Below are 20447 nucleotides of genomic sequence, written 5' to 3' on the forward strand. Positions count from 1 at the left end.
GGCTCCTACAATGTGCGCAGCGCTGCTGAACCCTGTGGGAGCCGGCTTGCCGGCGATGAGGCCACCTCGGGCTCCAGATAGACTCAGCCCTAGTCAGAAATGGACTATAGGCAACGGGAAAACCCTGAAGATTTCCGGGCCTATTCGTCAGAAATCATACCGCGCGCCCACCATCATGCTGCGCGAGGGACCATAGAAGTTGAACGTCGAAGTCGACCCCACCCGCGACAGGTAATCCCGGTCGAACAGGTTATTCACGTTAAGGGTTGCCGTCAGCTTCGAGGTAACCGGGTAAGACAGCATCGCATCCACCGTCGCATAGCCAGGTGCATCAATGCGCACGCCGCCATTCTCGGAATAGAAGTGGCTCATCGCCGAGACGCCACCGCCGATTGCCAGCCCGGTCAGCGGCCCTTGGCTGATGGTGTACTTGCTCCACAGCGACGCCTGGTTGCGCGGCATGATGAAGAACGTGGTTTCGGCATCACCCTCCACGGTTTCGGTTTCCATCCAGGTGTAGCCCGCCAGCACCTCCCAGTTCTGCGTAAGCTTGCCGCTGACTTCCACTTCGGCGCCCTTTACGCGAGTCTTGCCCGAGGCGACGGAGAAGCCAGTGTCGACGCCATCGGCATCGTATTCGGTGCTGGCGCGGTTTTCGTCGGTCAGGCGAAATACCGAGAAACGGGTATTCAGGTCACCACCGAAGTAGCTGCTCTTGAGGCCGAATTCGTACTGCTCGCCCTGCCGCGGTTTGAGCACTCGGCCATTGCCATCGGTATCAGACTGGGGCTTGAACACCTGCGAATAACTGGCGTACAGCGCATGGTTTTCGGTCAGGTCGTAGACCACACCACCGTACGGCGTGAAGCGGCCATCGACGCGTTTGTTGTCATCGACAGTCGAGCCGCTGCTCAGGGTGGTGGTGTAGAAATCACCGCGATACCAGCTGAAGCGGCCCCCGGCGATCAGCGCCAGGCGCTCGATCGGGCGGAAGGTGACTTTTGAATACAGGCCGTATTCTTCCTCTTGCATGCCGGTTTCGGTGCTGTAGTTCGGCGATGGTTTGGCGAACTGCGTCGGCGAATAGCTGTTGACGTTGATGGGGCCCAGGTTGGTGGTGCCGTTGAGGTACTCGGTGTCGTAGTTCTTGTAGTCGGTGCCAACCACGAACTCGCTGACCTGGCCAAAGGTTTCGAACGGCTGGCTGTAGCTGGCGTCCAGCGAGTAGGTGTCCTGGGTAAAGTCCCTGGCGCTGGCGCGCTCGGAGTTGGCACCGGTGGTGCCATTGGTCGCGGTAAAGGCATACAGGTAGTTGGTGTCGCGGTGCGAACCGCGGGCGGCGATACGGCCATAACCGCCGTTATCGAAGCGGTGCGTCAACTCGGCAACCAGGTCGGTGGTCTTGCCGTCGAAGTAGTTCCAGTCAGCGCCAAGAAACCTGGAATGGCTGAAGTCCGGGACTTCACCGGACAGCGTGGCCGGATAGCCGTTGTGCGGTGTGATGTTCTTGACTTCGTGGATCAGGCCGAACGACAACTGGGTGTCGTCGTCCAGGTCGATATCCAGCGCGCCGTAGTAGCTGTTACTGGTGTTGGCGTTGTAATCGACTTCACCGTTGCTGTCGTCACGCGATGCAACGAAACGGCCACGCACACGGCCAGCGTCATCCAGCGGCCCGCCCAGGTCAATTTCTTCGTGGTTGGTGTCCCAGGTGCCGTAGCTCGCTTCGACGTGGCCCTGGAACTCGGCGGTCGGACGCTTGCGCACCATGTTGACGATGCCGCCCAGTTCACTGGTGCTGCTGAACAAGCCAGCCGGGCCACGCATGATCTCGACACGGTCGAAGGCCGCCAGCGACGGCACGGTGCCGAAGATGCTCGCCATAGGCGCGGGCAGGCCGTCGATGTTGAACTCGCTGTACTCGTAGCCACGGGCGTAGATCGACGAACGGCCGCTGTCGTTGGTCAGCGTGCGTAGGCCCGCCGTATATTTGGCCAGGTCATCCAGGTGCACGAATTGGCGGTCTTTGATGTAGTCCTGGGTGTAGACGGTGACGGACTGCGGGATCTCTTTGAGCGACGCTGGGGTCTTGGTGCCTACGGTTGCAGCGTCGACGCTGTAGCCACCGGTTTGCTCCGAGGGCAGCATGTCGTACAGGCGGTTGCCTTCGATGGTCAATGCCGGCAGATCGAGCGAGGTGTCCGCAGCCGCAGACTGCGTCGCTACCGTTTCAGCCAGTGCCGACAACGAAAACGGCGCCAGCAACCCCAGTACCAGCCATCCCCGAACCCGTTGCGGGCTCCCCACACCTTTGAAACCGCTCATGACGCACCTATCGCCCAAATGATATTTAATCGCAAACGAAATACGTTGCTTTTTGCGAACGATACCGGAGCAAATCCTGAGGTGCAGCAGGATTAACCTTCTTAACACATGCGCCTCGCACAGGGCGATTGCCCTCCCCCTGCCCGCAATGGGATGATCGACAACTGATACAAATTCTCATTCAAGACTGCCCCATGCCAACCTCACTCCTGCTCGTCGAAGATGACCCACGCTTGCGTGAGGACCTCCAGCGCCACTTCCTCAACCGCAGCTTTCAGGTAGCCGCGCGCGCCACCGGCACTCAGGCGTTGAGCGCGGTGCAGCACAGCCGCTTCGACCTGGTGTTGCTGGACATCATGCTTCCAGGCCTTGACGGCCTCAGCCTGCTTGATGAGCTACGCCGCCACCAGGCAGTCCCGGTGATGCTGATGTCGGCGCTGGGGGCCGAGCAGGACCGCATCAGTGGCTTTACCCGCGGCGCGGACGATTACCTGCCCAAACCGTTCAGCCTGGCCGAACTGGATGCACGTGTGGATGCACTGCTAAGGCGCGTCGCCTTTGGCCGCGGGGCGCTGCTGCAAACTGAAGCGGGCCGGGTGACCCTCGACCAGGACCACCACGATGTCGTTCACCACGGCAAAACTGCCGGCCTTACCAGCTCCGAATTCCGCTTGCTGGCCACCCTCAGCGCCCACCCGGGCGAGGCCTTGAGCAAGGCATTTCTTTACCAGACCGTCTTGCATCGTGCGTACACACGTCTGGACCGCGGCCTGGATGTGCATGTGTGCAACCTGCGTCGCAAGCTAGCCGATATCGGCGCCCAGCATGTACAGATCCAGGCCGTGCGCGGCCAGGGGTACATACTGGTCGACACGGAAAAAGCGTGATGCGCCGACACCCTCTGCTGTGGAAACTGGCGGCGCTGCAAGTCAGCTTCTGCCTGCTGCTGACCTGGTTGATCTGGACCTGGGGCCTGTCGGTAGAGCGCAGTACCTATTTTTTGTCCCAGGCCGACCAGGATTACCTGGCGCGTTATGCGCAGCAGGCCGAACAGGCCTGGCGCCAAGGTGGGGCGGCCGGCGCAGAAGCCTTGCGCAGTAAGCTGGCGCACGCCGAAGACACCTGGGTGGGGCTGGTCGGCCCGCACCTGCAAAGCCTTGGCACTACGCCGCTAAGCGCCGAGGAGGCCAGCCACCTGACCTTCATGCGCAAACTCGACTGGCCGATGAGCCGGCGGCTGCAGGATGAACTGCCCTACGTCAGCATCGAGTTCCCGCAGCACCCCGAGGACGGCCGGCTGGTCATGCAGCTGCCAGAACGGCTGTTGCCCACGGGCCTGACACCCTGGACCCACGTCATCACCCATGGCGTAGCACCGACGGTGCTGGCATTGCTGCTGGGCCTGGCGATTTATCGACACCTTGTGGTGCCGCTCAACCGGTTGCGCGACCGCGCCGACGCCTTGCGCGCGGATGATCTGGACACCCCTGGCCTGCCTTTGCAGAAACGCCGTGATGAACTGGGTGAGCTGGCGCAAGCCTTCGAACACATGGCCGGCCGCCTGCGCCAAAGCCTTGATCAACAACGCCTGCTGCTGCGCACGCTGTCCCACGAGCTGCGTACACCCTTGGCGCGGCTGCGCATCGCCCACGACAGCCACCTGCCACCGGCCCAGTTGCGCGAGCGCCTGGAGCACGAGGTAAACGACATGCAGAAGCTGCTCGAGGACACCCTGGACCTTGCCTGGCTGGACACCGAGCAGCCGCAGCTACCCACCGAGCCGGTGCTGATGGTGTCGGTGTGGGAAGCGTTGACCCAGGACGCCTGCTTCGAAAGCGGCTGGGCCGCCGAGCGCCTGCCCTGCTCGCTCGGCCCCGATTGCCGGGTCCAGGTGCACCTGGACAGCCTGGCCCAGGCGTTGGAAAACTTGCTGCGCAATGCCATTCGTCACTCGCCCGCCGACGGCCGGGTCAGCCTGGATGGCTGGCGTGAAGGCGACAGCTGGCACCTGCGCCTGAGCGACCAGGGCCCCGGCGTACCTCAAGCGGACCTGGAACGCATCTTCAAACCTTACCAACGCCTGCCCGACAGCGGCGCAGGCTTCGGCCTGGGGCTGGCCATCGCCCGCCGCGCGATCGAACTGCAAGGCGGTCGGCTGTGGGCCAGCAATGGCCACCCCGGCCTTTGCCTGCATATGGTGCTGCCTATGGCCCGGGAATGTTTAGAAAGTTAATGCGCTTTACGCTCAATCAGGACTGATTATCATCTTGGTTCTCCCGCCTTGCGCCCCTGCAAAGCCCTGATGAGACGCCTGATGAGCAAGATTTACCTGCCCCTGGCTTTGGCGCTGGCCCTTGCGGCTCCGGTTGCCCTGGCACAGCCCGAGCGCGAGCAGAAGATGGACACGTCCCTGCTGCAGCGCCAGGACCTGGCCTACCGCTTCAGCCACCTCGACCTGGACTCGGCCGATGGCCAGCGCCATTACCGCCTGTGGATCGGCAAACCGGACCGCCCCGCACCCGCCGCAGGTTACCCGGTGCTGTGGATGCTCGACGGCAATGCCGCATTGGGCGCCCTGGACAGTGCACTGCTAGGCAAACTGGCAGCCGGCCAGGCGCCACTGCTGGTAGCGGTGGGTTACCAGACCGAGCAGCGCATCGAGCGCGCAGGGCGGACGTATGACTACACCCCGGCGATTGCCGGGCAGGCCGAGCAGCGCGACCCGCTGACCGGCCTGCCGAGCGGCGGCGTGGATGCGTTCTTCGACCTGCTGACACAGCGCATGCGGCCGATGGTGGCCGGCGTGGCGCCAATCGACCTGCAACGGCAGACGCTGTGGGGGCATTCGTATGGTGGGCTGGCGGTGTTGCATGCGCTGTTCACCCGGCCTGGAGCATTCAGTGACTACGCCGCGGCAAGCCCGTCGCTCTGGTGGCATGACGGCGTGATCGTTGGTGAAGCGCAGGGGCTGCAGGGGCGCCTGGGTGGTCACCGGCCGACGCTGATGCTGATGCGAGGAAGTGATGAACCGGCGAACCCGCGGGCCCAGGTGAAGGGCGACGTAGAGCGGCCGGCGCGTGAGCTGGCGGCGGACCTGGCCAAGGTGGCAGGGCTGCAGGTGCGCTACGAGCGGTTCGAGGGGCTGGGGCATGGGCCGATGTTGCCGGCTTCGCTCAAGAAGGTGATAGAAGGCATGTCCCAGTAGGATTTGCGCTGGCCTTCTCGCGGGTGAACCCGCTCCCACAGGGGGTTCACCGTTTTCGAAACTAAAGATTCGCCTCCGGGATGATGTTGAGGAAGTCCTGGATTGTTTCTAATTCCGACCAGTCTTGATCAGTGTGCGGGGCCAAATTGAAAATTAGATAGACAAGCCCCTCTGGCCCGTCGATATAACTCTCCAACTTATCAGCCAGCGAAGCCTTCGAGATATCCACACCCTCCAACTTCTTGATCCGTTTGGCCAGGGATGCAAGATCTTTGCTCATATGACGCCTCGGCAGAGTACGGCTTCGCCAGCAGCCTATTGATGGAGATAGAAAATCAACCGTCAAGGACGATGGGTTTGGGTCATTTAGCGCCAGGCCTATAAACTGGGCAACTGGCAAAAATGTCAGTTGCGCCGGCCTGAAGAGTGTCCCTGAGGTCGATTCCGAATAGAACGTGCCCGCCATGAAGGTCGCCTAAAGTCTTAGCCCCGTGGGTTGCCAGCAGTGTGGCACTGTGCTGTATGCTTGGCGGGTCTTCAGGGCGGGGTGAAAGTCCCCACCGGCGGTAAATCGAAAGATGAGCCCGCGAGCGCCCCGGCCATGCCGGGGGTCAGCAGATCTGGTGCGACTCCAGAGCCGACGGTCATAGTCCGGATGAAAGAAGGCGTCAGCCAAGGGCCATTCGGGCGCCCTTGCGCGCGCATTTTGTTCGCCCCGAGACGTTCATCGATCAATCACGAGGAGCGTTTCATGTCCCCCAAGCATCACCAGCAATTCCCCAATGTTTCCGCCGCCATTGCGGCCTTCCAGGCCGGCCGCCCCGTGCTGCTGCTCGACGATGACGACCGCGAGGACGAAGCGGACATCGTTGCCGCTGCCGAAAACCTGTCGTTGCAGACCATGGCCATGATGATTCGCGACTGCAGCGGCATCGTCTGCCTGTGCCTGGACGAAGCCACCGTCGATGCCCTGCAGCTGGCACCAATGGTGCAGAACAACCAGGCTCGCCATGGCACCGGCTTCACCGTCACCATCGAAGCCGCCGAAGGCGTCAGCACGGGCGTTTCTGCCCAGGACCGCATCACCACTATCGAGGCGGCACTGCGCTCGACGGCGGAACAACGCCATATCGTCAGCCCCGGCCATGTGTTCCCGTTGCGCGCGCGTGATGGTGGCGTGCTTGCCCGCCGTGGCCATACCGAAGGTTCGGTGGACCTGGCCCGCCTCGCCGGGTTGCGCCCGGCGGCCGTGCTGTGCGAACTGATGAACCCCGACGGCAGCATGGCCCGTGGCGAGCAGGTGGCGGTGTATGCGCGGCAATACAACCTGCCGGTGCTGACCATTGAAGAGCTGGCGCGCTGCCGCGAGGCGATGGTGGAGCTGGAAGCTGAGCTCGCCTGATCGAATGCATGGGGCCGCTATGCGGCCCTTTCGCCGGCAAGCCGGCTCCCACAGGTTTCTGCGCTGTACTCACTACCAGCACGGTATCTGTGGGAGCCGGCTTGCCGGCGATGAGGCCCGTAAATTCAACCTCACCGAACCTGCAATTTGCTCCCCCCGCCCCGCTCTGCTAGTGTCGCGCCGTTCTGAACCGCTACCGAGACCTGTCGCCATGGCCCGCAAAAAAGCCTCCATCGATTTCGAGCAATCCCTCGCAGACCTGCAAGCACTGGTCGAGCGCCTGGAGAACGGCGAGTTGTCGCTGGAAGACTCGCTTGCCGCCTTCGAGCAGGGCATTGCCCTGACCCGCGACTGCCAAGGTGCGTTGGCCCAGGCCGAACAGAAAGTACAGATTCTGCTGGAGCGTGACGGCGAGCTCGCCGCGCAGCCCTTCGATGCGGAGCCAGAGGCATGATCAGCGCCTACCAGGCCAGCAGCCAGGCCCGCGTTGACGCCGCCCTCGAACCGCTGTTCATCGCACCGACCAAAGAACTCGAGCGCCTGTACGCCGCCATGCGCTACAGCGTGATGAACGGCGGCAAGCGCGTGCGCCCGCTGCTGGCCTATGCCGCCTGCGAGGCGCTGGGTGTGCCGGCCGAACAGGCCAACGGCGCCGCCTGCGCAGTGGAACTGATCCACGCCTATTCGCTGGTGCATGACGACCTGCCGGCCATGGACGACGATGACCTGCGCCGCGGCCAGCCGACCACCCACAAGGCGTTCGATGAAGCGTGCGCCATCCTTGCTGGCGACGGCCTGCAGAGCCTGGCGTTCAGCGCCCTGCTCGACCCACGCCTGAGCCCGCAACCCGACAGCATCCGCCTGGCCATGGTCCAGGCGCTGGCCAAAGCGGCCGGCCCGGCCGGTATGGTCGGCGGGCAGGCCATCGACCTCGGTTCGGTAGGCCTCAAGCTGGACCAGCAGGCACTCGAATTCATGCACCGGCACAAGACCGGCGCGCTGATCGAAGCCAGCGTGCGCCTGGGCGCCCTGGCCAGCGGCCGCGCCGAGCAGGCTCAGCTGGATGCCCTGCAGATTTATGCACAGGCCATCGGCCTCGCATTCCAGGTTCAGGACGACATCCTCGACGTGGAAAGCGATACCGCCACCCTTGGCAAGCGACAGGGCGCAGACATAGCCCGTGACAAACCGACCTACCCGGCCCTGCTCGGCCTGGAGGCTGCCAAAGCCTATGCAATCGAACTGCGCGACCAGGCGCTGGACGCACTGCAAGGCTTGGGTGAAAACGCAGAACCCCTGCGGGCGCTGGCGCGCTACATCGTCGAACGCCGCCATTGATTGCGGCCGCCTTGCGGCCCAATCCCACACCCGTCTGAATGGGCAGTATTTCCCACAATGGGGTAAACTGCCGCGTCTTAACATCTATAACGACTCGCCTGATGCCCACGACGTTTCAAGAGATCCCCCGCGAACGCCCGGTCACGCCGTTGCTCGACCGCGCTGACACGCCTGCCGGCCTGCGCCGGCTGGCCGAAGCCGACCTGGAGACCCTGGCCGACGAGTTGCGCCAGGAGCTGCTCTACACCGTGGGTCAGACCGGTGGGCACTTTGGCGCCGGCCTGGGCGTCATCGAGCTGACGATCGCCCTGCACTATGTCTTCGACACCCCGGACGACCGGCTGGTGTGGGACGTCGGCCACCAGGCCTACCCGCACAAGATCCTCACCGGCCGGCGTAACCGCATGCTCAGCCTGCGCCAGAAGGACGGCATCGCCGCCTTCCCGCGCCGCAGCGAGAGTGAGTACGACACCTTCGGCGTGGGCCACTCCAGCACCTCGATCAGCGCAGCGCTGGGCATGGCGATTGCCGCCCGCCTGCAAAACAGTGCACGCAAGTCGATTGCGGTCATCGGCGACGGCGCCCTGACCGCCGGCATGGCCTTCGAGGCGTTGAACCACGCCCAGGAAGTCAACGCCGACATGCTCGTTATCCTCAACGACAACGACATGTCGATTTCGCGCAACGTCGGTGGGTTGTCCAACTACCTGGCCAAGATTCTCTCCAGCCGCACCTACGCGAGCATGCGCGAGGGCAGCAAGAAGGTGCTGTCGCGCCTGCCCGGCGCCTGGGAAATCGCCCGCCGCACCGAAGAGTACGCCAAGGGCATGCTGGTCCCCGGCACCCTGTTCGAAGAGCTGGGCTGGAACTACATCGGCCCGATCGACGGCCACGACCTGCCCACCATGATCGCCACCCTGCGCAACATGCGTGACCTCAAGGGCCCGCAGTTCCTGCATGTGGTGACCAAAAAGGGCAAAGGTTTCGCGCCGGCCGAGATCGACCCGATCGGTTACCACGCCATCACCAAACTCGAGCCTGCCGACAAGCCGGCAGCGCCGAAGAAGACCAGCGGGCCGAAGTACTCCGCAGTGTTCGGCCAGTGGCTGTGCGACATGGCCGCAGCCGACAACCGGCTGGTGGGCATCACCCCGGCGATGAAGGAAGGCTCCGACCTGGTCGAGTTCAGCGAGCGCTTCCCGGAGCGCTACTTCGACGTCGCCATCGCCGAGCAGCACGCCGTTACCCTGGCTGCAGGCATGGCGTGCGAAGGCAGCAAGCCGGTGGTGGCGATCTATTCGACCTTCCTGCAGCGCGCCTACGACCAGCTGATCCACGACGTGGCGGTGCAGAACCTCGACGTGCTGTTCGCCATCGACCGTGCAGGCCTGGTCGGCGAAGACGGCCCGACCCACGCCGGCAGCTACGACCTGTCGTACCTGCGCTGCATCCCAGGCATGCTGGTGATGACGCCGAGCGACGAGAACGAACTGCGCAAGATGCTCAGTACCGGGCACCTGTACAACGGCCCAGCGGCGGTGCGCTACCCACGCGGCACGGGCCCGAACGCACCGATCAGCGGCGACCTGGAACCCCTGGAGATCGGCAAGGGCGTCATCCGCCGCCAGGGTGAAAAAGTCGCCCTGCTGGTGTTTGGTGTGCAACTGGCCGAAGCGCTGCAGGTGGCCGAGCAGATCAACGCCACCGTGGTCGACATGCGCTTCGTCAAGCCGCTGGACGAGGCGCTGGTACTCGAACTGGCTGCCAGCCATGAGCTGCTGGTCACCCTCGAAGAGAACGCCATCATGGGCGGCGCGGGCGCTGCCGTCGGTGAATTCCTGGCCAGCCAGGCCGTGATCAAGCCGCTGCTGCACCTGGGGCTGCCGGACATCTATGTCGAGCACGCCAAGCCTGCGCAGATGCTGGCTGAGTGTGGGCTGGACGCTGCCGGGATCGAAGCCTCGGTGAAGGCCCGCATGGCTACGCTCGGCTTGTAATCCTCGGGGCCGCATTGCGGCCCTTTCGCGGGCAAGCCCGCTCCTACAGGGTTCAGCGCATGACCTGTGGGAGCGGGCTTGCCCCGCGAATGCTTTGGAAAAACCGATGAAGATCCCGACCTTTGCCGCCTTGCTCTGTGTCCCCGCCGCTGCCGTAGCAGCAGAACCTGCCCGCGATGACGCCCTGAAACTCCCTGACGTGCTGATCAGCGCCAACCGCCAGGTCGAATCCCGAACCGCCACCAGCGCAGCCAACACCGTCTTCACCCGCAGCGACATCGACCGCCTGCAACCCACCAGCGTCACCGACCTGCTCAGCCGAGTACCGGGCGTACAAGTTGCGCCCACCGGGGGCCGCGGCAGCCTGCCGGGTATCTTCATCCGTGGCACCAAGGCCGCCCAGAGCCTGGTGCTGGTGGATGGCGTGCGCATCGCCAATGCCACCTCCGGCGACAGCGGCCTGCAGTTTCTCGATGTCGAACAGATCGAACGCGTCGAGGTACTGCGCGGCTCACGCTCGGCGGTCTACGGCAGCGATGCCATCGGCGGCGTGATCCAGATCTTCACCCGCCGCAGCACTGGCCTCGGCCTGCAACCGCGCCTGCGCCTGGCCGCAGGCAGCAACCACACCTGGCAACGCAGCCTGGGCCTGTCCGGCGGTGACGGCGCCACGCGCTTCAACCTGGGCGCCAGCCTGGACGAAACGGCCGGCATCGACTCCACCGGGCCGTCCTTCGCCAGCGATGGCGACCACGATGCCTACCGCAACAAATCGCTGAACCTGAGCCTGAGCCGCACCTTTGGCGAACGCTTTGAAGCGGGCCTGAACCTGCTCGACAGCCGTGGCCGCAGTGAGTACGACAACCCATTCGGCGGCTTTGACCCGGTGACGTTTGAAAGCTTCGGGCAAAAGCCCTACACCGACTTCAGCGTCAGTAGCATCGGCACTTACTTCGACGCCCAGCTTACCGACGCGTGGCATTCCCGCCTGGAGCTGGGCCACAGCGAAAACCGGGATGACAAGCGCGACAAGCTGAGCGACGAACGCTCGGTGTTCAACACCTATCGCGACCAGGTCACCTGGCAGAACGACCTGGCCCTGACCGAGCAGCACAACCTGCTGGTGGGTGGCGACTGGTACGAGGACCGCGTGCACGGCAGCACCGACTTCACCGAGGACAGCCGCTGGAACCGCGCCGCCTTCATCCAGCACCGCTTCAGTGCCGAGCACTTCTCCACCGAGCTCGGCGTGCGCCGCGACCAGAACCAGCAGTTCGGCGGCCAGACCACCTGGAGCGGCAGCGTCACCGTACCGTTGAATTCGCACAACGATGTGCTGCTGTCCTACAGCGAAGGCTTCCGCGCCCCGACCTTCAACGACCTGTATTACCCACAGTTCAGCAACCCGAACCTGGACCCGGAGCACTCGAAGAGTTACGAGCTGCAGTGGCGCAGCCAACTGAGCCACGACAGCCGCCTGGAAGCCTCGCTGTACCGCACTGATTTGCGCGATGCGATCATCTTCGGGCAGGACTCGATCCCGCGTAACATTGCCTCGGCACGCATCAACGGCTTTGAAATGGCCCTGGATCAGCAGTGGGGTGAGTGGCGAAGCCAGCTCGGCCTGGCGTTGATCGACCCGCGTGATCGGGACAGCGGCCACACCCTCGCTCGCCGCGCCCGGCGCACCTTGAGCCTGGATCTGGACCGTCAGTTCGAGCGCTTTACCGTCGGCGGCAGCTGGCAAGCCGTCAGCGCCAGCTACGACGACGAGGCCAACCGCAACCGCCTGGGTGGCTACGGCCTGCTGGGCCTGCGTGGCAGCTGGGCTGCGACGGATGAGCTGAAACTGGAGTTGAAGCTGGACAACCTGCTGGACAAGGGCTACAGCCGCGCACTGTACAGCTACGAAGGCGCCAGCTACGGCTACCGCGAAGAAGGCCGCACAGCGCTGTTCAGCGTCACCTGGACACCGGCGCTTTAGCCGCAAGCAACGCGCACAGGCGGACAGTGGCTTCGATCATTTGCCCGCTGGGCCGCTCCAGGCCCTTGTCCGGCACCACCAGCAAGCTGTTACTGGCCACCGCACTGAGGCGTGGCCAGGCCTTCCAGCTGGCAAGCTGCGCCGCATCGCCGGCAAGGATCACCTGCGGATCACCCAGCAGCACCGACTCGACATTCACCTGCGGGGCCGGCTGGCTCAAGTCGGCGAAGATGTTGCGCGCCCCGCACACCGCCAAGGCGTCGCTGACCACCTGGCGCCCACCCAAGGTGTACAACGGCCGGTCCCAGACCTGATAGAACACCCGCAGCGGCTGCTCGCGCCGATACTGCTGGCGCAACTGCGCCAAGCGCTCACGCAAGCCCGTCACGTAGCGCCGCCCCTGCTCTGCCCGCCCGACCCGCACGCCAATGGCCTCGATCTGTTCGAGTAGCTGGTCAAGGGTGTGGGGTTCGGCGCTATACATGGCAATGCCCAGGCGCTTGAGCTGATCGCGCTGGGCCGGCACCACGCTGCCAGGCCAGAACAACAACAGGTCCGGCTTGAGGCTCAGCAAGCGCTCCATGTCCAGTTGCCCCTGGCGCCCCACCGAAGGCAGGTTGCGCAGCGCCGCTGGCCGCTCGCCGCCATCGAGCACGCCCACCAGCAGGTCATCGGCCTGCAGTTCAAGCATGATCTCGCTCATCGAGGGTGCGAGGCTGACCACGCGCAAGGGCTCGCCAGCCCGGGCGGTGCAGGCCAGCAGCGTCAGCAGGCAGAGCAGGATGCGCATCAGCCCAGCTGACGCGGAATGCGGTAGAGGTAAAGGATGACCACGGTGGACAGCGCCAGAAGGATCTGCGGAACCGCCTCAAGCCCCACCAGCACCGACAGCGCGCCCACCCAAGCAGGGAAGCAGGCGTACAGCATCGCCATACGACGCACCCGCGCCAACTCGATCCAGGCCTCGGGCTCTTCAGCAGTGCCCATGACCTTGGAGGCCGCAATCAAAGAACGTTTGTAGGCACCAAAGCGCGGCAGGCTCAGGAACATGGTCGCCGCGCCCGCGATGAACAGCGGCATGGCCAGCACCGGGATCAGCGCATCGCCACCACCAAAGGCCCAGGCCATGACCGGCAGCGGCACCACGCCGACCGCCAGGTATTGCCACCAGGCCAGCGCCAGGCGCCGCTTCACCTCGCCCCGGGTCACGCCTGGGGCACCTCGCCCTGGTGCTCGTTACCCAGCATGTGGCCCAGTTTGTCGGCCTTGGTGGCCAGGTAGTAGCGGTTGTGCGGGTTGTGGCCGGTGTGCAGCGGCACGCGCTCGGCGACCTTGATGTTCATGTCGGTCAGCGCTTTGACCTTGCGCGGGTTGTTGGTCATCAGGCGCAGCGATTTAACGCCCAGGTGCTCGAGCATCGGCAGGCAAATCGCATAATCACGCTGGTCGGCGGCAAAGCCCAGACGCTCGTTGGCCTCGACGGTGTCGGCACCACCGTCCTGCAGCTCGTAGGCGCGGATCTTGTTCAACAAACCAATGCCACGGCCTTCCTGGCGCAGGTACAGCAGCACACCACGGCCTTCACGGGCGATCGCCTGCAAAGCGGCTTCCAGTTGCGAACCGCAGTCGCAACGCTGGCTGAACAAGGCATCGCCGGTCAGGCACTCGGAGTGCAGGCGCCCCAGCACCGGCTCGCCGTCGGCAATATCACCCAGGCTGAGCACCACGTGCTCACGGCCGGTGGCTTCTTCGAGGAAACCATGCATGGTGAAAGTCGCAAAAGGCGTCGGGAGTTTAGAGGCGGCAACAAAGACGACGGGCACGTTGTGCTCCTGGATAAGTAGGAAATTTCTCGTGAAGCGATTGTATCAGCAGGTCGGCGGCTGCGCGCTCGTTGAATACCGTGGCTTAAGATCGAAAAGTTCGATGCTGAGCAGGGTGGCATCACTGCGGCTGGCTGTCGGTAGCGAATGGATACGGCTGTTTCCAGTGCTCGAAAATCGGCCGCAGCTCGCCACTGCGCACCAGCTCGTCCATGCGCCGGTCGAACAGGTCTCGCAAAGCCCTGGCCTGGTCGTTGCGGGCGAACGCCAGGTACAGCGGCAGTTCGGCCACGTGGGTGCGGCGGAAGCGCTCGGGCTGGGGGCTCTGGCCGAGCACGTAGTCCACCTCGGTCAGTGCATCGATGTAGAAGTCCACCCGATCATGCTCGAGCATCGGCAGGATGCCCTCGCGGCGCTGGATTTCGCGGAAGGTCTTGGCGTTCGGCAGGTAGCTGCTGTAGTCATAGCCGCGTACCCATGCCAGGCGGTACTGGCCGACGGTGTTCAGGGTTGGCACAGGCTTGCTGGCAAGGCCCAAGGCATAGATATGGTCCATGTCGAAGTGCCAGCGCGGGTAGAGGTTGTCTTCGTTCTCATCCTTGTACGAGCCGACCCAGGCATCGGCCTCGCCGCGCTTGACCAGCCCAACTGCCCGGCTGTAAGGCGCGCTTTGCGCCACCACCTTCACCCCTGCTGGCTCGAACACCTTGCGCAGCACATCCCAGGCTACGCCGCTGCCATCGGCATTGGTGTAGTCGAGCCATTCTTCGCTGACCAGATGGACCTGCTTCGGCGTCCCCTCCGCCGCCGCCACCCATGGGGCAAGGCCAAGCATCATTGCCAGCAGCACAGTCCGTATGGCCATCAAAGCGCTCCCTGTCTCAGCCAACCGCCCACACCAGAACCTGCATGCCCAGCCAGGCAAAGACACCGGCCAGGATATCGTCGAGCATGATGCCGACACCGCCGTGCACGTGGCGATCGATCCAGCGAATCGGCCACGGCTTGAGGATGTCGAAGAAGCGGAACATCAGGAACCCAGCGAGGATCCACTGCCACCCTTCGGGCACCAGCCACAGGGTGATCCACATGCCGACCATCTCGTCCCAGACAATGCCTTCATGGTCGTGTACACGCAAGTCATTCGCCACCTTGCCGCACAGCCAGAAGCCGAACAGCATGGTCACGCCCAACAGCAGCCAGTACCCCCAATCGGGCAGCATCTGCCACAGCGGGATGAACGGAATGGCCACCATCGACCCCCAGGTACCGGGGGCTTTGGGCAGGGTGCCAGAGCCGAAGCCAAAGGCGATGAAGTGCCACGGGTTGCGCCAGACCGATGGCGGAACGAACTCCGCAGGCACCTGGTTCGGGTGGTCGGTCACGGTGTCTCCCTAAAGTGTTGATAGCCCCGCTGTACGGGGGTGATGTCCTGGCCCTGCGGGTCACGCAGGATGACGCCCTGCCCTTCGCACACCCGGCCGATCACATGCACGCCGGCATCGGCCAGGGCTGAAAGTGCCTCCGGCGGCAAGGTGAATGCCAGCACGTAGTCGTCGCCACCGGTGAGCGCCGCCCGCACCGCCGCGTCGCGGCCGAGAAAAGCCTCTAGTGCAGGAGACCCTGGCACCTGCGCCTGGTTCACCTCGAGCGCGACCCTGGAGGCCTTGGCGATATGGCCGCAATCGGCCAGCAGGCCATCGGAAATGTCCAGCGCCGACGTGGCCAGGCCGCGCAAACGCAGGCCGAGGTCGAGCTGCGGCAGCGGCGACCAGTAATGGGCCAGCAGCGGCTCGGCCTGCTCGGCCGGCGCTTCGCGCTCGCCCAGCACCAGTGGCAACGCACCTGCCGCCTTGCCCAGCACGCCACCGACACACAGCAGGTCGCCCGGCCGCGCACCGCTGCGGCGCAGGGCCTGACCGGCCGGCACGCGACCGAACACGGTGACGGTAATGCTCAGGGGGCCGCGTGTGGTGTCGCCGCCAATCAGGCTCATGCGGCAACGCTCGGCCATGCGGCTAAGGCCGTTGGCAAAGGCTGCGAGCCAGTCAGGGCCGACATCGGGCAGGGTCAGGGCGAGGGTGAAGCCGATGGCGTGGGCACCCATGGCCGCCAGGTCGCTGGCCGCCACGGCCAATGAACGCTGGCCAAGCAGGCACGGGTCGCAGACCGCCGGGAAGTGCACCCCGGCCACCAGGGTGTCGGTGGACACCGCCAGTTGCTCGCCGGGGGGAAGGTCGAGCAAGGCGCAGTCGTCGCCGATACCCAGGGCCACGCCCTCACCGCCCTGCGCACAGGGCGCGGCGGCAAAGTAGTGGTTGATCAGCTCGAACTCACCCATGGCTCGACAGCGCCAGGATCAGCGCTTGTTCGCCTTGACTTCTGCTTCGCGCAGCGAAGGTGCCAGCTTGTCCAGCACGCCGTTGACGAACTTGTGGCCGTCGGTGGCGCCGAAAACCTTGGCCAGTTCCACGCCTTCGTTGATCACAACGCGGTACGGTACGTCGACCCGCTTGATCAGCTCCCAGGTGGACAGGCGCAGCACGGCCAGCTCGACCGGGTCGAGTTCTTCGAGGGTCATGGTCATGCACGGCTTCAGTGCGCTGTCGATTTCGCCCTTGATCGCCGGGACCCCATGCAGGATCTCGCGGAAGTAGGCACCGTCGACATCGGTAAAATCGTTATCGACCCGGAACTGCGCTTCGATCTCGTTCAGCGAATGCTGAGCCATGTGCCACTGGTACAGGGCCTGGGTCGCGAGCTTGCGGGCTTCGCGGCGCTTGGCGCTTTTCGATGGCTTGCCGGCATCCGCAGGTTTTGGATCGCGCGGGTTGAAACGATCGCTTTCGTCGCTAATCACTTGGCCTCCAACTGCGCCAGCAGGCTGACCATTTCCAGTGCGGACAGGGCAGCTTCAGCACCTTTGTTACCGGCCTTGGTGCCGGAACGCTCGATGGCTTGCTCGATGGAGTCGACGGTCAGGACGCCGAAGGCCACCGGCACGCCGAACTCCATGGACACCTGGGCCAGGCCCTTGGTGCATTCGCCCGCCACGTATTCGAAGTGCGGGGTACCGCCGCGGATCACTGCGCCCAGGGCGATGATCGCGTTGTATTCGCCTTGCTGGGCGACTTTCTGTGCCACCAGCGGGATTTCGAACGCGCCCGGGGCACGGATGATGGTGATGTCGCTTTCGCTGACGCCGTGGCGTACCAGGGCATCAACGGCACCGCTTACCAGGCTTTCGACGACGAAGCTGTTGAAGCGGCCAACCACCAAAGCATAGCGACCTTTGGGGGCGATGAAGGTACCTTCGATGGTCTTCAGGGTCATTCCGATGTTCTCATCTTCAAGAGCGAGGCCGCGCACTGGCGGCCTCGGGAGGGTTTGGACTCGAGCGTGAGGGCGCAAGCGCCGCCTCAAGTCACTCGGAGGGCACGTATTCTACAACTTCCAGATCGAATCCGGATATCGCATTGAACTTCATCGGCGAACTCATCAGGCGCATCTTGCGCACACCGAGGTCACGCAGGATCTGCGAGCCGGCACCGACGGTGCTGTAAGTGGTCGGGGCCTTGGTCGGGGCGTCGCCGGCGCTTTCGCGGATGTGCGCCAGCAGCACGTCGCCGTCCAGCGGGTGGCCCAGCAGCAGCACCACGCCGCTGCCGGCCTCGGCCACGGCGGACATGGCCGCGCGCAGGCTCCAGCGGCCCGGTTGCTTGACCATCAGCAGGTCGCGCAGCGGGTCCATGTTGTGCACGCGCACCAGGGTCGGCTCTTCGGCGCAGATCTTGCCCAGGGTCAGGGCCATGTGCACATCGCCTTCCACCGCGTCGCGGTAGGTGACCAGGTTGAACTCGCCCAGCTCGCTTTCGATCGGCTGCTCGGACACGCGCTGCACGGTGCGCTCGTGGATCATGCGGTAGTGGATCAGGTCGGCGATGGTGCCGATCTTCAGGCCGTGCTCGGCGGCGAACACTTCCAGCTCGGCGCGGCGCGACATGGTGCCGTCGTCGTTCATCACTTCGCAGATGACGCCGCTCGGCTCGAAGCCCGCCATGCGCGCCAGGTCGCAGGCCGCTTCGGTGTGGCCGGCACGGGCCAGGGTACCGCCGGGCTGGGCCATCAGCGGGAAGATGTGGCCGGGGCTGACAATGTCTTCGGCCTTGGCGTCCTTGGCGGCAGCAGCCTGCACGGTACGCGCACGGTCGGCAGCGGAAATGCCGGTGGTGACGCCTTCGGCAGCTTCGATCGAGACGGTGAACTTGGTGCCGAAGCCCGAGCCGTTGCGCGGAGCCATCAGCGGCAGCTTCAGCGTTTCGCAGCGCTCGCGGGTCATCGGCATGCAGATCAGACCGCGGGCATGCTTGGCCATGAAGTTGATGTGCTCAGGCAGGCAGCACTCGGCCGCCATGATGATATCGCCTTCGTTCTCGCGGTCTTCGTCATCCATGAGGATGACCATTTTGCCCTGGCGGATGTCTTCGACCAGTTCTTCGATGCTGTTGAGCGCCACGCGGCACCCCCTTCTCAATCAGGATTTCAAGAAGCCGTTGGCGGCCAGGAAGCTTTCGGTAATGCCACTGCCCTTGCTCGGTTCGGCAGCCTTGTCACCCAGCAGCAGACGCTCCAGGTAACGGGCCAGCAGGTCGACCTCAAGGTTTACCCGACGCCCTGCGCGGTAGTCGGCCATGATGGTTTCGGACAGGGTGTGCGGGACGATGGTCAGCTCGAATTCGGCGCCATTGACCTCATTGACCGTCAGGCTGGTGCCGTCGACGGTGATCGAACCCTTGTGGGCGATGTACTTGGCCAGCTCCTTGGGCGCACGCACGCGGAACTGGATGGCGCGGGCGTTATCGGCGCGCGAGATGATTTCGCCGACACCGTCGACGTGGCCGCTGACCAGGTGGCCGCCCAGGCGGGTGGTCGGGGTCAGGGCTTTTTCCAGGTTGACCTTGCTGCCGCTCTTGAGGTCGATGAAGGCGGTGCGCTTGAGGGTCTCGACGCTGACGTCGGCCCAGAAACCGTTACCCGGCAGTTCGACGGCGGTCAGGCATACGCCATTGACGGCGATGCTGTCGCCGAGCTTGACGTCACCCAGGTCGAGCTTGCCGGTTTCGACGTAAACGCGCACGTCACCGCCCTTGGGGGTCATGCTGCGAATGGTGCCGATGGATTCGATGATGCCGGTGAACATGGGGTCTTCCTCAAAAACGGTTTGCGCGGGGCAAGCCCGGCATTATACGCCGGGCGCCGGCAGAGGGATGGCCGTGACCCGCCAGTCATCGCCCACTGCGCGCATTTCGGTGATTTTCAGCCGTGGCGCTTCGCTCATCCTGCTCAGCGGCCAGTCCAGCAATGGGCGTGCCTGCGAGCCGAGGAACGTGCCAGCGACGAACAGCTGGTACTCGTCGACCAGGCCTTGTTGGGCGAAGGCGCCGACCAGGCCGGCGCCGGCTTCCAGCAGGATTTCGTTGACGCCGCGGGCCGCCAGCGCCTGCATCAGGGCCAGCAGATCGACGTGGCCGCCGCTACCGGGCAGGCTCAGCAGTTCGTGGCCGGCTTCGGCGTAGCGCGGATCACTGCCCAGGGCGGTCACCACGAGGGCCGGGCCGGCCCGGAAGAACGCTGCATCCAGCGGCAAGCGCAGGCGGCCGTCGATCAGCACACGCAGCGGCGTGCGGCTCAGGGCCAGCGCGGTGGTCTCTTCATCCAGCCCCAGCTCGGCAGCGCGCACGGTCATCCGTGCGTTGTCGGCCAGCACACTGGCGGCGCTGGTCAGCACCACACTGGCGCGGGCCCGCAGGCGCTGCACCGCAGAACGGGCGGCGGGGCCGGTGATCCACTGGCTTTCGCCGCTGGCCATGGCGGTGCGACCGTCCAGGCTCATGGCGAGCTTGGCCCGGACGAATGGCAGGCCGTGTTCCATGCGTTTGAGGAAGCCGGGGTTGAGCGCGCGCGCCTCTGCTTCGAGCACGCCGCTGGCGACTTCGATGCCGGCATCCGCCAGGCGCTGCAGGCCTTGGCCTGCGACCTGAGGGTTGGGGTCCTGCATGGCGGCCACCACGCGCGCCACGCCCGCGTTCACCAGCGCTTCGGCGCACGGCGGCGTGCGGCCATGATGGCTGCACGGCTCAAGGGTTACATAGGCACAGGCACCGCGGGCACGCTCACCGGCCTGGCGCAGGGCATGCACCTCGGCATGCGGTTCGCCGGCGCGCACGTGCCAGCCCTCGCCGACCACCTCACCATCGCGAACAATCACGCACCCCACGCGCGGGTTGGGGTGGGTGGTGTACACCCCCTTGCGGGCAAGCTCCAGGGCACGGGCCATGTAATGGGCGTCGAGGATCGCGGTCTGGCTCGGCAT

21 protein-coding genes and 1 riboswitch are annotated in these 20447 nt (G+C 64.7%); of the genes, 8 read left to right on the forward strand and 13 right to left on the reverse strand.

What is annotated here, in order from left to right; translation table 11 throughout:
- Positions 1 to 147 precede the first annotated feature (147 nt).
- On the reverse strand, positions 148 to 2325 hold the full coding sequence (locus ACNQPL_RS20395; protein WP_346614641.1) for a TonB-dependent siderophore receptor: 2178 nt from the start codon (positions 2323 to 2325) through the stop codon (positions 148 to 150).
- A 194-nt stretch (positions 2326 to 2519) separates the two neighbouring features.
- Between ACNQPL_RS20395 and ACNQPL_RS20400 the strand changes: the two genes are divergently transcribed.
- The 3 genes from ACNQPL_RS20400 to ACNQPL_RS20410 all read left to right on the forward strand — a co-directional run bounded on the left by ACNQPL_RS20400 (position 2520) and on the right by ACNQPL_RS20410 (position 5530).
- Complete coding sequence (locus ACNQPL_RS20400; RefSeq protein WP_416467722.1) at positions 2520 to 3212, forward strand: response regulator transcription factor; 693 nt, start codon at positions 2520 to 2522, stop codon at positions 3210 to 3212.
- The gene (locus ACNQPL_RS20405; protein ID WP_416467724.1) at positions 3212 to 4558 is read left to right on the forward strand and encodes a histidine kinase sensor domain-containing protein; all 1347 of its coding nucleotides are present in this window, start codon (positions 3212 to 3214) and stop codon (positions 4556 to 4558) included. The genes ACNQPL_RS20400 and ACNQPL_RS20405 overlap by 1 nt, the downstream gene beginning before the upstream one ends.
- Positions 4559 to 4639: 81 nt before the next feature.
- Positions 4640 to 5530, forward strand: a complete 891-nt coding sequence (locus ACNQPL_RS20410) for an alpha/beta hydrolase (RefSeq protein ID WP_416467725.1) — start codon at positions 4640 to 4642, stop codon at positions 5528 to 5530.
- A 61-nt stretch (positions 5531 to 5591) separates the two neighbouring features.
- On the opposite strand, the gene ACNQPL_RS20415 is transcribed toward ACNQPL_RS20410, so the two are convergent.
- Positions 5592 to 5996: a hypothetical protein gene (locus tag ACNQPL_RS20415; RefSeq protein WP_416467727.1), complete on the reverse strand. Its 405-nt coding sequence runs from the start codon at positions 5994 to 5996 to the stop codon at positions 5592 to 5594.
- Between the two features lie 63 nt (positions 5997 to 6059).
- Positions 6060 to 6201, forward strand: a riboswitch (FMN riboswitch).
- Between the two features lie 80 nt (positions 6202 to 6281).
- On the opposite strand from ACNQPL_RS20415, the gene ribB reads away from it, so the two are divergent.
- From ribB to ACNQPL_RS20440, 5 genes are all read left to right on the forward strand, one after another.
- Positions 6282 to 6932 (forward strand): 3,4-dihydroxy-2-butanone-4-phosphate synthase, encoded by a 651-nt coding sequence (gene ribB, locus ACNQPL_RS20420; protein ID WP_416467729.1) that lies wholly within the window; start codon positions 6282 to 6284, stop codon positions 6930 to 6932.
- A 211-nt stretch (positions 6933 to 7143) separates the two neighbouring features.
- Complete coding sequence (locus tag ACNQPL_RS20425) at positions 7144 to 7386, forward strand: exodeoxyribonuclease VII small subunit (protein WP_008092375.1); 243 nt, start codon at positions 7144 to 7146, stop codon at positions 7384 to 7386.
- Complete coding sequence (gene ispA, locus ACNQPL_RS20430; protein ID WP_346614647.1) at positions 7383 to 8270, forward strand: (2E,6E)-farnesyl diphosphate synthase; 888 nt, start codon at positions 7383 to 7385, stop codon at positions 8268 to 8270. Before ACNQPL_RS20425 ends, ispA begins: the two co-directional genes overlap by 4 nt.
- Positions 8271 to 8371: 101 nt before the next feature.
- Complete coding sequence (gene dxs / locus ACNQPL_RS20435; protein ID WP_416467730.1) at positions 8372 to 10267, forward strand: 1-deoxy-D-xylulose-5-phosphate synthase; 1896 nt, start codon at positions 8372 to 8374, stop codon at positions 10265 to 10267.
- 106 nt (positions 10268 to 10373) lie between these two features.
- Positions 10374 to 12251 carry a TonB-dependent receptor domain-containing protein gene (locus ACNQPL_RS20440; RefSeq protein WP_416467731.1) on the forward strand — a complete coding sequence of 626 codons (1878 nt, stop codon included), beginning with the start codon at positions 10374 to 10376 and terminating at the stop codon, positions 12249 to 12251.
- On the opposite strand, the gene ACNQPL_RS20445 is transcribed toward ACNQPL_RS20440, so the two are convergent.
- From ACNQPL_RS20445 to ribD, 11 genes are all read right to left on the reverse strand, one after another.
- A complete protein-coding gene (locus ACNQPL_RS20445) occupies positions 12229 to 13041 on the reverse strand; it encodes a cobalamin-binding protein (protein WP_416467732.1) in 813 nt (270 codons plus the stop codon). The genes ACNQPL_RS20440 and ACNQPL_RS20445 overlap by 23 nt on opposite strands.
- Positions 13041 to 13460, reverse strand: coding sequence for an MFS transporter (locus ACNQPL_RS20450; RefSeq protein WP_416467733.1), 420 nt, complete (start codon positions 13458 to 13460; stop codon positions 13041 to 13043). Before ACNQPL_RS20450 ends, ACNQPL_RS20445 begins: the two co-directional genes overlap by 1 nt.
- A complete protein-coding gene (gene ribA, locus ACNQPL_RS20455) occupies positions 13457 to 14074 on the reverse strand; it encodes a GTP cyclohydrolase II (RefSeq protein WP_346614652.1) in 618 nt (205 codons plus the stop codon). Before ribA ends, ACNQPL_RS20450 begins: the two co-directional genes overlap by 4 nt.
- A 121-nt stretch (positions 14075 to 14195) precedes the next feature.
- Positions 14196 to 14939: a transporter substrate-binding domain-containing protein gene (locus tag ACNQPL_RS20460; protein ID WP_346614653.1), complete on the reverse strand. Its 744-nt coding sequence runs from the start codon at positions 14937 to 14939 to the stop codon at positions 14196 to 14198.
- A 16-nt stretch (positions 14940 to 14955) separates the two neighbouring features.
- On the reverse strand, positions 14956 to 15459 hold the full coding sequence (locus tag ACNQPL_RS20465; protein WP_313714135.1) for a phosphatidylglycerophosphatase A: 504 nt from the start codon (positions 15457 to 15459) through the stop codon (positions 14956 to 14958).
- Positions 15456 to 16415, reverse strand: a complete 960-nt coding sequence (gene thiL, locus ACNQPL_RS20470; RefSeq protein WP_416467735.1) for a thiamine-phosphate kinase — start codon at positions 16413 to 16415, stop codon at positions 15456 to 15458. Before thiL ends, ACNQPL_RS20465 begins: the two co-directional genes overlap by 4 nt.
- 18 nt (positions 16416 to 16433) lie before the next feature.
- A complete protein-coding gene (nusB, locus tag ACNQPL_RS20475) occupies positions 16434 to 16934 on the reverse strand; it encodes a transcription antitermination factor NusB (RefSeq protein ID WP_346614655.1) in 501 nt (166 codons plus the stop codon).
- The gene (gene ribE, locus ACNQPL_RS20480; protein WP_176518320.1) at positions 16931 to 17407 is read right to left on the reverse strand and encodes a 6,7-dimethyl-8-ribityllumazine synthase; all 477 of its coding nucleotides are present in this window, start codon (positions 17405 to 17407) and stop codon (positions 16931 to 16933) included. The genes nusB and ribE overlap by 4 nt, the downstream gene beginning before the upstream one ends.
- 91 nt (positions 17408 to 17498) lie before the next feature.
- Positions 17499 to 18590 carry a bifunctional 3,4-dihydroxy-2-butanone-4-phosphate synthase/GTP cyclohydrolase II gene (gene ribBA / locus ACNQPL_RS20485; protein WP_387530108.1) on the reverse strand — a complete coding sequence of 364 codons (1092 nt, stop codon included), beginning with the start codon at positions 18588 to 18590 and terminating at the stop codon, positions 17499 to 17501.
- An 18-nt stretch (positions 18591 to 18608) separates the two neighbouring features.
- On the reverse strand, positions 18609 to 19274 hold the full coding sequence (locus ACNQPL_RS20490) for a riboflavin synthase (protein WP_346614657.1): 666 nt from the start codon (positions 19272 to 19274) through the stop codon (positions 18609 to 18611).
- Positions 19275 to 19316: 42 nt separating this feature from the next.
- Positions 19317 to 20447: a bifunctional diaminohydroxyphosphoribosylaminopyrimidine deaminase/5-amino-6-(5-phosphoribosylamino)uracil reductase RibD gene (ribD, locus tag ACNQPL_RS20495; protein ID WP_416467737.1), complete on the reverse strand. Its 1131-nt coding sequence runs from the start codon at positions 20445 to 20447 to the stop codon at positions 19317 to 19319.

The organism is Pseudomonas sp. LFS044, assembly GCF_047978245.1.
GTDB lineage: Bacteria > Pseudomonadota > Gammaproteobacteria > Pseudomonadales > Pseudomonadaceae > Aquipseudomonas.